Consider the following 16653-nt stretch of genomic DNA (forward strand, 5'->3'; position numbering starts at 1 on the left):
GGGGAGGTCAGCTACCATCGAGCATTCGACGCCTCGTAATTGGGGAAGTGTTATCCCGTAGGTCTTGGTTTTCTCCGGGCGATCACGAGCTCGACCGTCGAAGTCGGGCTCAACCGCGCCAGTGCCCTGGTTCTCCAGATTAATTCGAGATGACCGCTCATTGGCCAAAGGGCGGTCTTGACGAACCAGCCCTCAAGAAATGTATAATCAATTAAGGGTTGAGGGAGCGTATGCCTACAAGGACGGTTTCAGAGGGAGTTTTAGGCCCTTTAGTTGATCATGTGTCACTACGGTCGACGCTCCGGCGGCGCAGGGACCCATTTATCTACAAGAAGGTCCTGCCCGATGAAGAACGGGCGCATCTTGATGACGCTTGGGTCGTGCATAAGCCCATCCGATCGTACACTTGGATGAAGAAGCCGAAGTCGGCGGATGCGAGATTGGAAGATCGTATCTGGTGCTTATTTTTTCTGATGGGTTATCAGTTTTTGAGCGGCGACAAGTTCGCAATTCAATACAAGAAAGCGGACGGCTCCAGCGCCTCAAAGCGTATTGATGTCTTCGCGAAAGATGATGAGACAGTTGTAATCGCTGAATGCCGGGCTCGCGAGGCGAGAGGCAGAAAAGCTTTACAGAAGGATATCGACGAGATCGAACAGACGCAACGTAGAGTTGGTCAAGCTGTGCGGTCTTATTTTGGGGGTGGCTATAACCCGAAGATTATCTGGATCATCGCAACGGACAACATCATTTGGGCTGAAAAAGACGTCGAGCGTGCAGAGCAAGCAAACCTGCGCATTATCACAGAGAATGAACTGCAGTACTTTGAAGCATTCGTTTCACATATTGGAACGGCTGGACGATATCAATTTCTCGCGGAGTTTCTTGAGGGACAAGAAATTCCCCATTTGGAAAATGTACGTATTCCTGCAGTGCGCGGTCGGTTTGGAGCTCACACATACTACAGCTTTGTTATCAGCGCGCGGCATCTCCTGAAGATTGCCTTCGTTAATCATCAGGCACTCAATCACCCAGATGGAAGACCCGCCTATCAGCGAATGATCAACAAGAAGCGGATAAGCGATATCGGAGCGTTCATTCAACGCGGCGGATATTTCCCAACGAACATCTTGGTCAACTTCACGGAATCATGTCGATTTGACTTGTTGTCAAACAGGGACAACGCCGACCCAAACATCAAGTTCGGCTTGCTGTATTTACCAAGCAAATTCAAGTCTGCGTGGGTGATTGATGGGCAGCACAGGCTTTACGGCTTTTCCAACATTCCAGATCGATTTCTGGATACCAGCTTGTTCGTTTTGGCCTTCGAAAAGATGGACGCTAAGACTGAAGCAGATCTGTTCATCACCATAAATCACGAGCAACGAAGTGTCCCGAAGGGGTTGCTTGTCACGTTGCAGGCAGATTTGAAGCTTGGTTCGGGTGATCCAAAGGAGGCGATCGCCGCTCTCGCTTCCTCACTCGTGCGAACGGTAAACAGCGACAATACAAGTCCGTTTTTTAGAAGGTTCGAGATTCCTGGCATTCCACCGTCCGGCACCCAAAATCTAACGATCGCGGAGGCGGTGAAGGGGTTGGTGCGCTCAACTTTATTTGGAAGGGTCCTGCCAAAAAAGTCGAAAATTCCTGGTTTCTTTGCGGGGCAGACGGATGAGGAGACGCTCGCCCGGGCGAGAAAGATCACCAATGGATACTTTCGGTCAATAATGGACGCGAACCCTCTCAGGTGGGAAAGAGGCCAAGCTGCATACATATGCGTCAATCCTGGCATCCGTGCGCATTTCCAATTGATGCAAGAGACTTTGCAGTTTTTGGCGAAGGGAGGAGATTTTGATCCGAGCGTCGAAAGTCCTGAAAGAGTTGTTTCAGCTCTTACTAACTTCATCGAACCCATTCGAACTTTCGTAGCTACGGCCTCCGATAAGTCGGTTGAGGCAAACTTTGCACGCAAATTTGGCGACGGTGGCGTTCGCGAGTATTTCTACAATCTGTGCGACATAATTCAGAAGAAGCACAAGGATTTTGGGGGAGAGGACTTTAAGAAGTACAAGGCTCACGCAGCTGATGCGCGAGTTCAAAGGGCAGACGAAGACATCGGTGACCTTCAGGGCTCAATTTCGAAGGTTGTTATCGAGACCTTGAAGAAGATTCATGGTGTCCATGAGTTGCCGTCCGGCGAAAAAGCCTACTGGGACTCGGGCATCGAGAACGTCGAAATAAAGCAGAATGCATACAAGAAGCAGCAGCAGGCGAACGTAGCCAAGCGTGCACCCAAGGAAGCTTATCTCGATCTAATCGACTTTGAAAAAATAATAAAGCAGCCGTCAAATTGGGCGGCATTCGAACCGATATTCAATGTTCCGATGCCCGGCGAAAAAGGAAAAAAATACTATCTAACTTGGCTCGAGAGGTTGAATGAGATTCGTAGAGTGAGCGCCCACAAGAGTCCTTATCGACAATACAGCGAAGAGGATCTTGATTTCGTGTCCTTCATCAAGGCGCAGCTCTTTGACCGATTTACTGCTGCTGGATTTGAGCTGTAAGGAAAGGGCGTCGAATGTGGGGTGTCGAAGGGTTGCGCAAGGCGACTGCCGGAAAGCGCGTTGGAACGATACTTGCGGACCCGCCGTGGCGCTTCCATAACAACACAGGGAAAGTCGCGCCGGAACACTCAAGGCTGAGGCGCTATGAAACGCTATCCGTGGACGATATAGCGAGCCTTGGAGTCCAAGAGATCGTGGATGACGTTGCTCATCTTTATCTTTGGGTGCCCAACGCGATGTTGCCTGATGGCCTGACGGTCCTTAACCAATGGGGATTTACCTACAAGTCGAATATCATCTGGCACAAGATTCGGCAGGACGGAGGTCCTGACGGAAGAGGCGTAGGATTTTATTTTAGGAATGTAACCGAGGTGCTGCTTTTTGGGATACGCGGCAAGAGCGCAAGAACTTTGCCACCAGCTAGAAGCCAAGTTAATTTCATTGCAACGAGAAAAAGAGAGCACTCTCGGAAGCCGGATGAACAGTATGAGCTGATCGAGAAGTGTAGTGGTGGTCCGTTCTTGGAGCTGTTTGCAAGAGGGACACGCGCAAATTGGATCGTGTGGGGCAATCAGGCAAACGAAGCGTATGTCCCCTCGTGGCCAACATATGCAAACCATTCGAGGTCAACCGAAGTAGCTACCTCTTCTTCCATCCGCCCCGCTTCCCCGGCGCGCCACCGCTGCTCCGCGGTGACGGGCCGAACTCCGGCCCCGACTGCCTTGAGTCCGTCGGCTGGATGATGCGGCTGTTGCCGCCGAACGGCTTTGCCGGCAGCGCGCCGCTCGGGCGGAACGGCAGCGACTCCGGGCCGTGCATTTCGTCGAGGTCGGGCTTGTGGACGCGGGAGCCGGACTTGCCGCCGCGGCCGGCCTTGAGCGAGGTTTGCGCGGCCTTGTTCTTCAGGGCGCTGACCGGCAGGTTGGCGGCGTCGCCGTACTTTCTTGTGCCGGCATAGGCGCCGGCCTGCTTCTGCACGTGGCGCTGTTTTGCGGTGGGATCGTCGACCACGGCCATTTCGGTGGCGCGCAGGCGCTTGACCTCGTCGCGGAGGCGGGCGGCTTCCTCGAAGTTCAGGTCGGCGGCGGCCTCGCGCATGCGGGTTTCGAGGTCGCTCAGCACGGCCTCGAAATTGTGGCCGATCGAGATCACGTCGTCGGCCATGCCGCCGTCGCCGATCTCGACCAGCACGTGGTCGCGCTCATAGACCGAGTTGAGGATGTCGCCGATCGACTTCTTGACGCTCTCCGGCGTGATGCCGTTGGCCTCGTTGTACTCGACCTGCTTCTCGCGGCGGCGGTTGGTCTCGGCGATGGCGCGCTCCATCGAGCCGGTCATGCTGTCGGCATAGAGGATCACCTTGCCGTCGACATTGCGCGCGGCCCGGCCGATGGTCTGGATCAGCGACGTTTCACTGCGCAAAAAACCTTCCTTGTCGGCGTCGAGGATCGCGACCAGCGCGCATTCGGGAATGTCGAGGCCCTCGCGCAACAGGTTGATGCCGACCAGCGCGTCGAATGCGCCGAGGCGAAGATCGCGGATGATCTCGATGCGCTCGATGGTGTCGATATCGCTGTGCATGTAGCGCACGCGGATGCCCTGCTCGTGCAGGTATTCGGTGAGATCCTCGGCCATCCGCTTGGTCAGCACCGTGATCAGCGAGCGATAGCCGGCCGCCGCCGTCGCGCGCACCTCGCCGACGAGGTCGTCGACCTGGGTGCGGGCCGGGCGGATGTCGACCGGCGGGTCGATCAGGCCGGTCGGGCGGATCACCTGCTCGACGAACACGCCGCCACTTTCGTTAAGCTCCCAGCCGCTGGGCGTCGCCGATACCGCGATGGTCTGCGGCCGCATCATGTCCCATTCCTCGAAGCGGAGCGGGCGGTTGTCCATGCAGGAGGGCAGGCGGAAGCCGTATTCGGCCAGCGTCGCCTTGCGGCGGAAGTCGCCGCGGAACATGGCGCCGATCTGCGGGATGGTGACGTGGCTCTCGTCGGCGAAGATCAGCGCATTGTCGGGCACGTATTCGAACAGCGTCGGCGGCGGCTCGCCGGGGCGGCGCCCGGTGAGGTAGCGCGAATAATTCTCGATGCCGGCGCAGCTCCCCGTCGCCTCCATCATCTCGAGGTCGAAGGTGGTGCGCTGCTCCAGCCGCTGCGCTTCCAACAGGCGGCCCTGGTCGTTGAGCTGGTCGAGCCGCAGCTTCAGCTCCGACTTGATCGACTTGATCGCCTGCACCAGCGTCGGGCGCGGCGTCACGTAGTGCGAGTTGGCGTAGATCTTGATGAATTCGAGCTCGTCCTGCTTGTGGCCGGTGAGCGGATCGAACTCCTCGATATTCTCCACGGTGTCGCCGAACAGGTTCACGCGCCAGGCGCGGTCCTCATAGTGCGCCGGGAAGATGTCGATGACGTCGCCGCGGACGCGGAAGGTGCCGCGGGTGAACTCGGCCTGGGTGCGTTTGTATTGCAGCGCGACGAGGTCGGCGATCAGCTGGCGCTGGTCGATGCGCTCGCCCTTCTTCAGCGCGAAGGTCATCGCGGTGTAGGTCTCGACCGAGCCGATACCGTAGATGCAGGACACCGAGGCGACGATGATGACGTCGTCGCGCTCCAGCAGCGCGCGCGTCGCCGAGTGGCGCATGCGGTCGATCTGCTCGTTGATCGAGGAATCCTTCTCGATGTAGGTGTCGGTCCGCGGCACGTAGGCTTCGGGCTGGTAGTAGTCGTAATAGCTGACGAAGTACTCGACGGCGTTGTCGGGGAAGAAGTTCTTGAACTCGCCGTAGAGCTGCGCGGCCAGCGTCTTGTTCGGCGCCAGGATCAGCGCCGGGCGCTGCGTCGCCTCGATCACTTTCGCCATGGTGTAGGTCTTGCCCGAGCCGGTGACGCCGAGCAGCACCTGGGTGCGATCGTTGCGGTCGATGCCCTCGACCAGCTCCGCGATCGCGGTCGGCTGGTCGCCCTTCGGCTGGTAGTCGGACTTGATCTCGAAGCGCACGCCGCCTTCGGACTTTTCCGGGCGCGGCGGCCGGTGCGGGGTCCACACCCGCATCGAGCCGTCGTCCTTGCGGAACTCGGGGCGGCCGTCGCGGATCAGATTTTCCAGCGCGTCGGCGGTCGCCTTGACGCCGAGCGCTTCCATCTTGTTGCGCGGCGGCCGCGCCAGCGCCTCGTCGTCATCCTCGGCGGTCGGCAGCCCGAGCTGCCGCGCCAGTTCCGGATCGAGCGTCGGGACGGTGGCCGAAGTGCCGTAATTGGCCTGCGGCGCTTCCTCGAGTCCCGCGGTATCGCGACGGGCGACAACCTCGCTGGTTTCGCGCGTCGAGGCGCGGGCGCGATGCGCGGCGGCTTCGCCGCCGGCGCGGCGGTCCCAGGAATTGTCCGGCGGCGGCTGCAAGCCGGTGCCGGATCCCATGCCGGCATCGCCGCGATTGATCGCGGGGTTGAGCAGCTCGGCGAGCGCCGGACCGATCGGCAGCACGTCGGGCCGGTGCGCTTTCGACTTGGGGGTTTTGCCGGGCTTTTTGGGGGTCTTCGGAGTCTTCGCCATGGCCGGAATATGGGACGAGTCCGGCAGCGAGAAAAGGGCAAAGGGCGCGCGGACTTAGCCCGCGCTTTGCTGTCAGCAGATGTCAGTGGATTTGGCCGCGCCTTACGCGCGCGGCTTGTCGACGATATCCATGTGGATCCCGCCGCAGCCGACGCAGCGCATGGTCCAGTATTCGGCGGCGCGGCCGGGGATGACGCGCAGCAAAGCCAGTTCCGACGCACAGTCCGGGCAGGCGGTTTTCACTTGGGGCGGCCAGACCGGATCGGGTTCGCATTGCGGGACGACGGCGACCATGGCGTTGCCCGTCACGTTGACGCTGACGGCATTGTCATACCATACCGCTGCTGGAGCCGGTCGATAGTCTTCGTCGCGTCGCTGATCGCTGCATCCCGATCGGACCACGCAAAGCCGATGTCGAGCGTTGGAAACGGCATGCCATCGATGACGACCGGCTCTTGATCGATCCGTTGAATCCTGGCGTGCCATTGACCCTTCCCCACTTCGAACGACTTGATTTCAAAACCGCTGTAGATCATCACGACCTCGCATCGCCCCGCGCCATCGAACCATGCGGGCGCGACGGCAAATGTGATCGAGATCACAAGCTGTCAGGTTTATTTTGCGCGCAGTAGGAAACCGGACAGAAGAGCGGTAACGCGTTGCGTCAACCGACGCCGCGAGCGCTCTTGCGCGGGGCTGCGGGTTCGGCGGCGGCGCGGACGATCCAGCGGCGGAACGCGGCGAAGTCGCGCTGGTCGGCGTGGAAGCGGCGGTAGACGAGGTACCAGCGCATCCCCTTGGGTACGCTCAGCGCGAACGGTGCCACCAGCCGGCCAGCGGCGAGGTCGTCATCGATATAGGGCCGGATGCCCATCGCGATGCCGAGCCCGTCGCTAGCTGCCTGCAGCGCCTGGCCGTAGAACTGGAACTCGGGCCCGCGCGCACTCAGCCGCGGCACACCGGCGGCCTTCAGCCAGGACGGCCAGTCGTCGGGCGAATGCGCGACCCGGATCAGGCTCGGGCCCTTGAGGTCGGCCGGGCGCTTCAGCGTGTTGGCGAGCCGCGCAGTGCAGACCGGCAAGAGGTCGGCGGCGAACAGCGGCTCGGCGACGAAGCCCGGCCATTCGCCGTCGCCGAGCTTGATGCCGCAGCTCCAGTCGTCGCCGAACGGCGCCGCGATCCCGCCGGTGGTGATCCGCACCTCGATGTCGGGCTCGGCTTTGCGGAATTCGGCAAGGTGCGGGATCATCCATTTCATCGCAAACGTCGGACCGACGCCGACGGTGAGCACGCGCGTGCTCGCCGACGCCGTGACCTGCGCGGTGAGGCTGGCCAGCGCGTCGAAGATCGGCGTCAGCCCGCTCTGATAGGCGCGGCCGGCCGCCGTGGTGACCAACCGGTTGGCCTTGCGCTCGAACAGCGCGACGCCGAGCCGCTCTTCCAGCAGATGCACCATCCGGCTGATCGCGGCGGCCGAGACGTTGAGCTCGCTGCCGGCGGCGGCAAAGCTGCCGGTCCGCGCCGCCGCCTCGAATGCCTTGATGCCGTTGAGAAAGAGCAGCCGCCGCAAATCGTGACCCTCAGGAAAGCTGATGCAAGGGCAAGATAACTCAGTTTGCGGGAATGCGCCAAGCGGCGCAGAAGGATGATCATAGTAGCAAGCGCACGGTTTCCTTGCCTCTCCCCGCGTGCGGGAGAGGCCGGATCGCATCGCAAGATGCGCTCCGGGTGAGGGGGAGCCTCCGCGAGTCCATCTGCAACCTCCCTCGGAGAGGCTCCCCCTCACCCCGACCCTCTCCCCGCAAGCGGGGAGAGGGAGGGACGCGCCGGCGCCGCCGGAGATGTCAGATGAGCCCGTTACTGATCGCAGCGCTCGGTGCCCTGATGGTCGCGACCGCGTTCCTGTCGGGGCTGTTCGGCATGGCCGGCGGGCTGATCCTGATCGGCGTGCTGCTGGCGATCCTGCCGCTGCCCTCGGCGATGGTGCTGCACGCGATCACCCAGATGGCCTCCAACGGCTGGCGCGCCTTTCTATGGCGGGCGCATATCAGGTGGCGGCCGGTCGCAGTCTACCTGATCGGCTGCGCGCTGGCGCTCGGCCTGTGGTCGATCACCCGCTACGTGCCGGACAAGCCGGTGGCGCTGCTGTTGCTCGGCGTCACGCCGTTCATGGCGCGGCTGATGCCGAAGAGCATCAAGCCGAATCCCGACAGCGTCTGGCAGGGCGCATTCTACGGCTCGGTGTGCATGGGGCTGATGCTGATGACCGGCGTCTCCGGGCCGTTGATGGATACGTTCTTCCTCGGCGGCAATTACGGCCGGCGCGAGACGGTGGCGACCAAGGCGACCTGCCAGGTCGCGAGCCATCTCACAAAGCTGATCTATTTCGGCGGCATCATCGACCAGGCGGCCTCGCTCGACCCGGTGGTGGCGGCGGTCGCGGTCGCGGCATCGATGCTCGGCACCTCGCTGGCGCGCAAGATCCTGGAGGCGATGAGCGACCAGCAGTTCCGCACCTGGGCCAACCGGCTGATCACGACGGTGGCGAGCTATTACATCATCTATGGTGGCTGGCTGATGTTCGCGGGCGACGCCGCGGTCGCGAAGTGAACTGCGATCGCACAAGGAGGACGGCATGGCGGAGACCCCTGATGCCCTGGTGCTCGATCTCGTCGAATGGATCGCGCGCGAGCCGCGGCCCTATGCCGAGGTGCTCGAGGTCTGGCGCACCTCGTGCCCGCGGCTGACGATCTGGGAAGACGCCGTCGACCGCGGCTACGTCGCGCGCCGCCCCTCGGTCGAGGGCATGCGGGTGACGGTGACGGAAAGCGGCGAGACGTTCCTGCGCGCGCATGGGCGGATGCAATGAGCTGAGGCCATCGCGCCGGAGGCTCGCTCGCGGCGATGCGCAGCTTGCGCATCACATTCGCGCGCGGTGCAATGCCCGCGCATTGACTTGGCCGCGCGGTTGCGCCCAAACCCATGCATTCGCATCTTTCTCCCGTGATGCCTGAAATCCCCCAAACGCAGGATCGCCCCATGATCGACCTCCATTACTGGTCCACGCCGAACGGTCACAAGATCACGATGTTTCTCGAGGAGACCGCGCTGGAGTACAGGATTTTCCCGGTGAACATCGGCAAGGGCGATCAGTTCAAGCCGGAGTTTCTCGCGGTCGCGCCGAACAACCGGATTCCCGCCATCGTCGATCACGCGCCGAACGGCGGCGGCAAGCCGGTCTCGATCTTCGAGTCCGGCGCGATCCTGCTTTATCTCGCCGAGAAGACGGGCAAGTTCCTGCCCGCTGATCTGCACGGCCGCTATGACGCGATCCAGTGGACGTTCTGGCAGATGGGTGGGCTCGGCCCGATGGCCGGCCAGAACCACCACTTCCGCAACTACGCGGTCGAGAAGCTGCCTTACGCGATCGACCGCTACGTCAACGAGACCAACCGCCTCTACGGCGTGCTCAACAAGCGCCTCGCCGATCGCGAGTTCATCGCCGGCGACTATTCGATCGCCGACATGGCGAGCTATCCCTGGGTCGTGCCCTACAAGAACCAGGGCCAGGACATCGAGGACTTCCCGCATCTGAAGCGCTGGCTGGAGACCATCGGCAAGCGTCCGGCGACCGAGCGGGCCTACGCCAAGGCGAAAGAGGTCAACCCGAATTTCGGCCAGCCCGCGATCCGCACCGAGGAGGAACGCAAGCTGCTGTTCGGCCAGACCGCGGCGGTGGTGCGGTAGGGCGCGTCTTTCTCTCTACTCGTCATGGCCGGGCTTGACCCGGCCATCCACGTTTTTTGAGCACGAGAAGTCGTGGATGCCCGGGTCAAGCCCGGGCATGACGAACCGATACAGCGCGCTCACGCCCCCACATACTTCGCTGGCCGCCGCTCCTTCCATGCCGCGAGCCCCTCGGCAAGATCGCGGCTTCCCACCAGCGCGGCGAACTGCTCGCTCTCGACCAGCAGCCCTTCGGCGATCGGCATGTTGAGCCCACGCGTCACCGCGGTGATCGTGCTGCCGACCGATCCCGACGAATGCCTGATGATGCGGCCGGCGAGCTCGCGGGCGGCCTGAAGCAACTGATCGTGCGGCACCACGCGGTTGACGAGCCCGATGTCGCGGGCGTGCTCCGGCGAAAACGGATCGCCGGTCAGCAGCAGCTCCAGTCCGCGCTTGCGTCCGGCCAGCCGCGGCAGGCGCTGCGTGCCGCCGAAGGTCGGCGGCATGCCGAGCTTGATCTCGGGCTTTGCGAACAGCGCGCGGTCGCTGGCGACGGCGAGATGCACGGCCTCGATGATCTCGCAGCCGCCGCCGAACGCGATCCCGTTGACCGCGGCAATAACCGGCTTTTTGAACGCCTCGAGCCGTGCGGTCATTGTCTGTCCGCGGCGGACGAAGTCACGCACCGCGACAGCGGCGCCCTGTTCGACGCTGTCAGAGAATTCATGGATGTCGGCGCCGGCGGAGAAGGCGCGCTCGCCCGCGCCGGTCAGGACCACGGCGCGGACGCCGGCGTCGCCCTCGATACGGTCGAGCGCCGCCATCAGACGGTCGATCAGGCCGTAGCTGAGCGCATTCAGCCGCTCCGGGCGGTTCAGCGTGATCAGGGCGATGCCGTCGTCGACGGCGAGCAGGATGGGTTCGGTCATGATGCGGTCTCCGGCATTGGCGTGTGTCGGAGGCGAATGTAGGGGCAGCCGCGATTTGTGTATATTCACTGGTTAGTATACATACGCGGCATGCCAAGACCGTCCGAGCCCACGCGCGAGCGCATCATCCAGGCGGCAAGCGCGCTGTTCTACAACGAAGGCATCCGCCGCGTCAGCGTCGACGAGGTCGCCGCCAAGGCCGGCCTCACCAAGCGGACGCTGTACTATCACTTCCGCAGCAAGGACGACCTCGTCGCGGCCTATCTCGCCGCGCGCGACCAGCCCAATCTCGCGGTGTTCCGGAAATGGTTCGACGAGACCGAAGGCGGCGTGCCGGTCAAGATCGAGGCGATCTTCCGCAACCTCGCGCGTTCGGCGCGGCATCCGAAGTGGAAGGGCTGCGGTTTCCTGCGCACCTCGGCCGAGCTCGCCAACATGCCCGGCCATCCCGCGATCAGGATCGGTGCCGCGCACAAGAAGAAGTTCGAGGACTGGCTGCGTGCGACTTTCGCGGCGGAGGGCATCGCCGATCCGCTGCAACTGGCGCGCCAGATCCTGCTGCTGCTCGACGGCTCGTTCGCCGTCGTCCTGCTGCACCGCGACGCCAGCTACATGGAAACGGCCGGCGAGGCCGCGCGCTCGCTGATCGAGATGGCGCTGGTGGGGCGGCGAGGGAGGCGGTGTTAGAGGCGCAAGAGGCCATCTAGCGTCATTGCGAGCGAAGCGAAGCAATCCATTTCTCCGCTTGCGGAGGGTATGAATTGCTTCGTCGCTTCGCTCCTCGCATGACGGCTACTTGGAGCGTACCAGCGCGCCGCGTTCTTGCAGCAGCGCCAGCACCGCGTTGAGATCCGGCAGCACCGCCGCGCATTTGCCGCGTGTCTCTTCGGTCGGCTGCGCCATATCAGGCACCATCAGCGTGATGGCGCCGGCGGCGTGGGCGGCGGCGACGCCGTGGTTGGAATCCTCCACGGCGACGCAGGCCTGCGGCATCACGCCGAGATGCGCGGCTGCCTTCAGATAGAGCTCGGGATCCGGCTTGCCCTGTGCGACATCGTCGAGCGTAAGCAGCGTGTCGAAGCGGTCGCGGATGCCGGCGAGCGCGAGGTTGCGCTCGGCGGAGCAGCGCGAGGACGAGGTCACGATCGCCATCGGTCGCTCGGCGGCGGCGAGGGCGTCGAGCAGCGCGAGCGTGCCGGGTTTGAGCGGCAGGCCTTCGCGCATCATCTCGTCACGATGGTCGAGGAACGCCTGGTTGACGTCGGCGAGCGGAAACGCTGTGCCGTAGTGCTCCAGCAGCATCGCCTCGCAGACCGGTCCGGGCAGGCCGACCATGGAATGGCAGAGCGCGACGACATCGTCGGTGTAGCCGCAGCCGTTCAGTGCCGCGGCCAGGCTGTCGAAATAGACCTTCTCGGTATCGAGCAGCGTGCCGTCCATGTCGAGCAGGACGGCATCGACGATCCAGCGCCCGCTCACGTGGCGCTCGCGCTTGCGTGTTGTTCGGCGAGCCGGCGCAAGCAGGCGGGACACAGACAGTCCCCGCCATCGCTCGGCAGCGGCAGGCGAAAGCTTTCGTCGGAACACCAGCACGGCCCTCCGAGCGTGCAGGAAAATTCGCTGCCGCATCTGGCGCAGGCGAGGCGTCGGGGCGCAGTGTGTTCGATTCGCTCTGTCATGAATGAACGGGAATTTCTAACCGCGATTTAATCGTGGAATTAATCTCGGGTTCATCTCGAACCGCGCTATGATGGCGCGCAGTCCATATACAAGGGCCCGCGGTCGAGGGAACTGCAAGAACCCTAACTTGGAACACTAACATGGCTCGCGATTCGCAGGCAGCGCTGGTCGCCCTCAATCGGTTTGGCTTCGGCGCCCGCGGCGGCGCGTCGGGCGATTTTACCAACGCAGCATCCGACCCGCGCGGCTTCGTCATCGCCGATCTGTCGCGCCCGAACGGCGCGCTGCTCGAAGTGCCCGGCCTGCTCTCGACGCCGGAGCTCGGCAAGCAGGTGTTCGACTATCAATTCGAGGTGCAGCAGGCGCGCAATGCCGCGAAGGCTGCGCCGGCGACCCGTCGATGCAGGCGCAGACGGCCGACGATGCCAGGGCAGCGATGGCGCCCGGTGCGACGATGCAGCCATCGGCCAACCCACCGAAGCCGCCGGTCGAGCCGCCCAACATCATCCAGAAGACGTTCCGCGCCGAGGCACTGGCGCGGCTGCAGCGCGGCGTCGCCGCCGATTGCGGCTTTGTCGAGCGGCTGGTGGTGTTCTGGTCCAATCACTTCTGCATCTCCGCGAACAAGGGTGCGCTGGCACGGATGTGGGCGGGCTCGTTCGAGCGCGAGGCGATCCGCCCGCACGTGCTCGGCCGCTTCGCCGACATGCTGAAGGCGGTCGAGCAGCATCCGGCGATGCTGTTCTTCCTCGACAACCAGCAATCGCTCGGACCGGACTCCCGCGCCGGCCTCAACCGCAAGCGCGGGCTGAACGAGAACCTGGCGCGCGAGATCATGGAGCTGCACACGCTCGGCGTCGGCGGCGGCTACACCCAGGACGACGTGACCTCGTTCGCGCGCGTCATCACGGGGTGGACCTTTGCCGGCCGCAACGGCCAGCTCGGCGCGCCCGGCAGTTTCGTGTTCAATGCCAATGCGCATCAGCCCGGGCCGCAGCAGGTGCTGGGCAAGACCTATGCGCAGGACGGCATCGCGCAGGGCGAGGCGGTGCTCGCGGACATCGCGCGGCATCCGTCGACCGCAAAATTCATCGCCGCCAAGTTCGCGCGCCATTTCGTCGCCGACGATCCGCCGCCGGCGCTGGTGGCGAAGCTGCAGGACGTCTTCAGCAAGACCGACGGTAATCTCAGGGCGCTCGCGACCGCGCTCGTGGAGTCGAACGAGGCGTGGCAGGCGCCACTCACAAAAATGCGCTCGCCTTACGAGTTCCTGATCGCATCGGGCCGCCTGCTCGCGCGCAACCCGGAAGATCCCGGCCGCTATCTCGGCGGCCTCAATCTGCTTGGCCAGCCGCTGTGGTCGCCCGCCGGGCCGAACGGTTTTCCGGACACCAGCGCGGCCTGGGCGGCGCCTGAGGGCATGAAGCTCAGGCTCGATATCTCGGCGCAACTCGCCTCCCAGATCGGCGACCGGCTCGATCCGCGCGACCTGCTGGAGCTCGTTGCCGCCGATGCCGCCTCGCCCGAGACGCGGCGCACGATCGAGCGCGCGGAATCGCGCCAGCAGGCGCTGGCGTTGCTGCTGATGGCGCCTGAGTTCCAGAGGAGATGACGATGGCATGCTGTGAGAGCGTGATGATGCAGGCGACGTCGCGCCGCGCGCTGCTGCTCGGCGGCGCCTCCTTCGCGGCATGGGCCTACTTGCCGAAATTCGCGCGCGCCGCCGACGGCCGCGATCCCCGCTTCGTCGTCATCATCCTGCGCGGCGCGCTCGATGGCCTCGCCACCGTCGCGCCGGTGGGCGACCCCGATTATGCCGGCCTGCATGGCGCGATCGCGCTGCGGCCCGACGGGCCGAACGCGGCCGTGATGCTCGATCCCTTCTTCGGCTTGCATCCGGCGATGCCGGAATTCGCGCGGATGTACCGTGCGAAGCAGGCCGCGGTGGTCCATGCGGTCGCGACCTCCTATCGCGAGCGCTCGCATTTCGACGGGCAGGATGTGCTGGAGAGCGGCTTTCCCGGTCCCGGCCGCGTGCAGTCCGGCTGGCTCAACCGTGCGCTGGAGGCGCTGCCGAAGGGCGAGCGCGTGGTGAGCGCGCTCGCGGTCGGCCCGACCGCGCCGCTGGTCTTGCGCGGCGCCGCGCCGACCGTCGGCTGGGCGCCGACCGCGCTGCCGCAGGCCGGCGACGACACCGCGATGCGCCTGTTCGAACTGTATCAGCACCGCGATCCCGCGCTGGCGAGCGCGCTGACGCAAGGCTTGCAGCTCGAGAAACAGGCGCGCGGCGAGGACATGAAGCCGAAGCCCGGCGCGGGCGGCGCTGCCGCGATGCGGCTGGTGGCGCGCGGCGCGGCGAAATTGATGGCGGCCGATGACGGTCCGCGGATCGGCGCGCTCGCTTTCGACGGCTGGGACACGCATGCCAATGAAGGCGGGCCGGTCGGCCGGCTTGCGCAACTGCTCGGCGGCCTCGACGGCGCGCTGGCGGATTTCGAGAGCGGCCTCGGCGCGCGCTGGCGCGACACCGTGATCGTGGTCGCCACCGAGTTCGGCCGCACCGCGCGTATCAACGGCACCGAAGGCACCGACCACGGCACCGGCACGATCGCGCTGCTCGCCGGCGGCGCGGTGCGCGGCGGCCGCATGATCACCGACTGGCCGGGGCTGAAGCCCGCCAACCTCTACCAGGCCCGCGACCTCGCTCCGACGACGGATCTGCGCGCCGTGATCAAGGGCGTGCTGCACGACCAGTTCGGCTTGGGAGAGCGCGTGCTCGCGGATGCGGTGTTTCCGGACAGCGCCCCAGTGAAGCCGATGAAGGGGTTGGTTACGTAAGCGCGGGCCTCTACCACGGTGTCGTCCCGGCGCAGGCCGGGACCCATAGCCACCGCTGGTCATTGTTAGGAACGCGCTGGTGCCAAAGCGCAGCATAGCCACAAAGATCTGTGGTTATGGGTCCCGGCCTTCGCCGGGACCACGAGAGCTATGAACCCTTCGTAATCCGATCGATCTCCGCCATTTCCTCCGCGCTCAGCTTCCAGCTGATTGCCTTGACGTTCTGCTCGACCTGTTCCACGCGCGTCGCGCCGGCGATGACGCTGGAGACTTGCGGGCGGGCGGCGAGCCAGGAGAAGGCGAGCTCGAGCATGGTGTGGCCGCGCTCTTTGGCGAAGGCCTGCAGCTTCTCGACGATGTCCTCGTTGCGCGCGGTGACGTAGCGATCTTTCAGCGCCGGCGCCTTGGCGAAGCGCGTGTCGGCGGGCGCTGCGGCGCCGCGCTGGTATTTGCCTGTCAGGAGACCGCTGGCGAGCGGGAAGAACGGCAGCAAGCCGAGATTGTATTGCTGTGCCGCGGGCAACAGGTCCTTCTCGATGTCGCGCACCAGAAGGCTGTATTCGTCCTGACAGGAGACGAAGCGGCTGACGTTCATCGCACGCGCGACGTACTCGGCCTCGGCGATGCGCCACGCCGGGAAGTTGGAATTGCCGATGTAGCGCACCTTGCCCTGGCGGACGAGGTCGTCGAGCGCGCGCAGCGTCTCGTCGATTGGCGTCAGCGGATCGTAATCGTGCTGCTGGAAGAGATCGATGTAGTCGGTCTTCAGCCGGGTCAGGCTCGCTTCCACCGCCTGCATGATGTAGCGGCGCGAGGCGCCCTGCTTGGTGCCGTCGGCGGCCATCGGCTTGGAATATTTGGTGGCGAGCACGATGTCCTTGCGGCGGTCGCCCAGCACGGTGCCGAGCACGGTCTCCGAGCCGCCCATGCCGGCATAGATGTCGGCGGTGTCGAACAGGGTGATGCCGAGGTCGATCGCCTTGTGGATCACCTTGCGCGAGGTGTCCAGATCGGTGCGCTGGCCGAAATTGTTGCAGCCGATGCCGACCGCTGACACGCGCAGGCCGGAGCCGCCGAGATTACGAATTTCCATGAGATAATCCTGTGGGATAGGCGAGGGACGGCGTGCATTGTGACGTCCGTGCCGCAGGCCGGCAAGGTGCCGCCCTACCGCCGGTGACGCATGGCAATGTCGCAGAAAAGCACTGTCACAACGCAGTGCGGCAAAAAAAGCGGTCCCGGTCAGACGCGGCGACTGACGGGGACCGCTCGGGGCGCGAGATCCGAGACGGGGGGCCTGATCTTACGCAGGGCGAAGCCTAGCCGCGCTTTGTAACGCGGCGGTGACACCTGTTTGCGAT

The 16653-nt window shown here is 63.9% G+C and carries 16 protein-coding genes; 8 read left to right on the plus strand and 8 right to left on the minus strand.

Features of this window, described 5'->3' with window-relative positions; all coding sequences use genetic code 11:
* Positions 1-410 precede the first annotated feature (410 nt).
* Together J6500_RS14395 and J6500_RS14400 are read left to right on the plus strand one after the other, a co-directional pair.
* Positions 411-2564 carry a DGQHR domain-containing protein gene (locus J6500_RS14395; RefSeq protein ID WP_225713359.1) on the plus strand — a complete coding sequence of 718 codons (2154 nt, stop codon included), beginning with the start codon at positions 411-413 and terminating at the stop codon, positions 2562-2564.
* A gap of 14 nt (positions 2565-2578) precedes the next feature.
* Positions 2579-3307, plus strand: a complete 729-nt coding sequence (locus J6500_RS14400; protein WP_225713360.1) for an MT-A70 family methyltransferase — start codon at positions 2579-2581, stop codon at positions 3305-3307.
* Here the strand turns inward: J6500_RS14400 and uvrB are convergent.
* The 4 genes from uvrB to J6500_RS14420 form a co-directional block, all read right to left on the minus strand.
* Positions 3204-6116 carry an excinuclease ABC subunit UvrB gene (gene uvrB, locus J6500_RS14405; protein ID WP_225713361.1) on the minus strand — a complete coding sequence of 971 codons (2913 nt, stop codon included), beginning with the start codon at positions 6114-6116 and terminating at the stop codon, positions 3204-3206. The two genes, J6500_RS14400 and uvrB, sit on opposite strands and share 104 nt — an antisense overlap.
* 102 nt (positions 6117-6218) lie before the next feature.
* On the minus strand, positions 6219-6410 hold the full coding sequence (locus J6500_RS14410) for a hypothetical protein (RefSeq protein ID WP_225713362.1): 192 nt from the start codon (positions 6408-6410) through the stop codon (positions 6219-6221).
* An 11-nt stretch (positions 6411-6421) separates the two neighbouring features.
* Entirely contained in the window at positions 6422-6652 is a 231-nt protein-coding gene (locus tag J6500_RS14415) for a hypothetical protein (RefSeq protein WP_225713363.1), read from the minus strand.
* 128 nt (positions 6653-6780) lie between these two features.
* Positions 6781-7686 carry a LysR substrate-binding domain-containing protein gene (locus J6500_RS14420; RefSeq protein WP_225713364.1) on the minus strand — a complete coding sequence of 302 codons (906 nt, stop codon included), beginning with the start codon at positions 7684-7686 and terminating at the stop codon, positions 6781-6783.
* Positions 7687-7964: 278 nt separating this feature from the next.
* Between J6500_RS14420 and J6500_RS14425 the strand changes: the two genes are divergently transcribed.
* From J6500_RS14425 to J6500_RS14435, 3 genes are all read left to right on the plus strand, one after another.
* Complete coding sequence (locus tag J6500_RS14425) at positions 7965-8726, plus strand: sulfite exporter TauE/SafE family protein (protein WP_225713365.1); 762 nt, start codon at positions 7965-7967, stop codon at positions 8724-8726.
* Between the two features lie 25 nt (positions 8727-8751).
* On the plus strand, positions 8752-8985 hold the full coding sequence (locus tag J6500_RS14430) for a hypothetical protein (protein ID WP_225713366.1): 234 nt from the start codon (positions 8752-8754) through the stop codon (positions 8983-8985).
* 170 nt (positions 8986-9155) lie between these two features.
* Entirely contained in the window at positions 9156-9863 is a 708-nt protein-coding gene (locus tag J6500_RS14435) for a glutathione binding-like protein (RefSeq protein WP_225713367.1), read from the plus strand.
* 119 nt (positions 9864-9982) lie between these two features.
* Here J6500_RS14435 and J6500_RS14440 read toward each other — a convergent pair whose 3' ends face one another.
* On the minus strand, positions 9983-10774 hold the full coding sequence (locus J6500_RS14440) for a crotonase/enoyl-CoA hydratase family protein (RefSeq protein WP_225713368.1): 792 nt from the start codon (positions 10772-10774) through the stop codon (positions 9983-9985).
* Between the two features lie 90 nt (positions 10775-10864).
* On the opposite strand from J6500_RS14440, the gene J6500_RS14445 reads away from it, so the two are divergent.
* The gene (locus J6500_RS14445) at positions 10865-11461 is read left to right on the plus strand and encodes a TetR/AcrR family transcriptional regulator (RefSeq protein ID WP_225713369.1); all 597 of its coding nucleotides are present in this window, start codon (positions 10865-10867) and stop codon (positions 11459-11461) included.
* 105 nt (positions 11462-11566) lie between these two features.
* On the opposite strand, the gene J6500_RS14450 is transcribed toward J6500_RS14445, so the two are convergent.
* The gene (locus J6500_RS14450; protein ID WP_225713370.1) at positions 11567-12253 is read right to left on the minus strand and encodes an HAD family hydrolase; all 687 of its coding nucleotides are present in this window, start codon (positions 12251-12253) and stop codon (positions 11567-11569) included.
* Complete coding sequence (locus tag J6500_RS14455) at positions 12250-12453, minus strand: cysteine-rich CWC family protein (protein ID WP_225713371.1); 204 nt, start codon at positions 12451-12453, stop codon at positions 12250-12252. The genes J6500_RS14450 and J6500_RS14455 overlap by 4 nt, the downstream gene beginning before the upstream one ends.
* 347 nt (positions 12454-12800) lie before the next feature.
* Here J6500_RS14455 and J6500_RS14460 point away from each other — a divergent pair, with 347 nt between their 5' ends.
* On the plus strand, positions 12801-14066 hold the full coding sequence (locus J6500_RS14460) for a DUF1800 domain-containing protein (RefSeq protein WP_512699710.1): 1266 nt from the start codon (positions 12801-12803) through the stop codon (positions 14064-14066).
* Positions 14063-15292: a DUF1501 domain-containing protein gene (locus J6500_RS14465; RefSeq protein ID WP_225713372.1), complete on the plus strand. Its 1230-nt coding sequence runs from the start codon at positions 14063-14065 to the stop codon at positions 15290-15292. Before J6500_RS14460 ends, J6500_RS14465 begins: the two co-directional genes overlap by 4 nt.
* A 148-nt stretch (positions 15293-15440) precedes the next feature.
* Here the strand turns inward: J6500_RS14465 and J6500_RS14470 are convergent, their stop codons facing one another.
* Positions 15441-16385 (minus strand): aldo/keto reductase, encoded by a 945-nt coding sequence (locus J6500_RS14470; protein ID WP_225713373.1) that lies wholly within the window; start codon positions 16383-16385, stop codon positions 15441-15443.
* Positions 16386-16653: the final 268 nt, after the last annotated feature.

The sequence above is a fragment of the Bradyrhizobium semiaridum genome (assembly GCF_020329505.1).
GTDB lineage: Bacteria > Pseudomonadota > Alphaproteobacteria > Rhizobiales > Xanthobacteraceae > Bradyrhizobium > Bradyrhizobium semiaridum.

Excerpts from the sequence above, each read along its gene's own strand:
- J6500_RS14430 (WP_225713366.1), top strand. The coding sequence starts at position 8,752 with ATGGCGGAGACCCCTGATGCCCTGGTGCTCGATCTCGTCGAATGGATC.
- J6500_RS14400 (WP_225713360.1), top strand. The coding sequence starts at position 2,579 with ATGTGGGGTGTCGAAGGGTTGCGCAAGGCGACTGCCGGAAAGCGCGTT.
- J6500_RS14465 (WP_225713372.1), top strand. The coding sequence starts at position 14,063 with ATGACGATGGCATGCTGTGAGAGCGTGATGATGCAGGCGACGTCGCGC.
- J6500_RS14440 (WP_225713368.1), bottom strand. The coding sequence starts at position 10,774 with ATGACCGAACCCATCCTGCTCGCCGTCGACGACGGCATCGCCCTGATC.
- J6500_RS14395 (WP_225713359.1), top strand. The coding sequence starts at position 411 with ATGAAGAAGCCGAAGTCGGCGGATGCGAGATTGGAAGATCGTATCTGG.
- J6500_RS14455 (WP_225713371.1), bottom strand. The coding sequence starts at position 12,453 with ATGACAGAGCGAATCGAACACACTGCGCCCCGACGCCTCGCCTGCGCC.
- J6500_RS14435 (WP_225713367.1), top strand. The coding sequence starts at position 9,156 with ATGATCGACCTCCATTACTGGTCCACGCCGAACGGTCACAAGATCACG.
- J6500_RS14470 (WP_225713373.1), bottom strand. The coding sequence starts at position 16,385 with ATGGAAATTCGTAATCTCGGCGGCTCCGGCCTGCGCGTGTCAGCGGTC.
- uvrB (WP_225713361.1), bottom strand. The coding sequence starts at position 6,116 with ATGGCGAAGACTCCGAAGACCCCCAAAAAGCCCGGCAAAACCCCCAAG.
- J6500_RS14415 (WP_225713363.1), bottom strand. The coding sequence starts at position 6,652 with ATGATCTACAGCGGTTTTGAAATCAAGTCGTTCGAAGTGGGGAAGGGT.
- J6500_RS14425 (WP_225713365.1), top strand. The coding sequence starts at position 7,965 with ATGAGCCCGTTACTGATCGCAGCGCTCGGTGCCCTGATGGTCGCGACC.
- J6500_RS14410 (WP_225713362.1), bottom strand. The coding sequence starts at position 6,410 with ATGGTCGCCGTCGTCCCGCAATGCGAACCCGATCCGGTCTGGCCGCCC.
- J6500_RS14445 (WP_225713369.1), top strand. The coding sequence starts at position 10,865 with ATGCCAAGACCGTCCGAGCCCACGCGCGAGCGCATCATCCAGGCGGCA.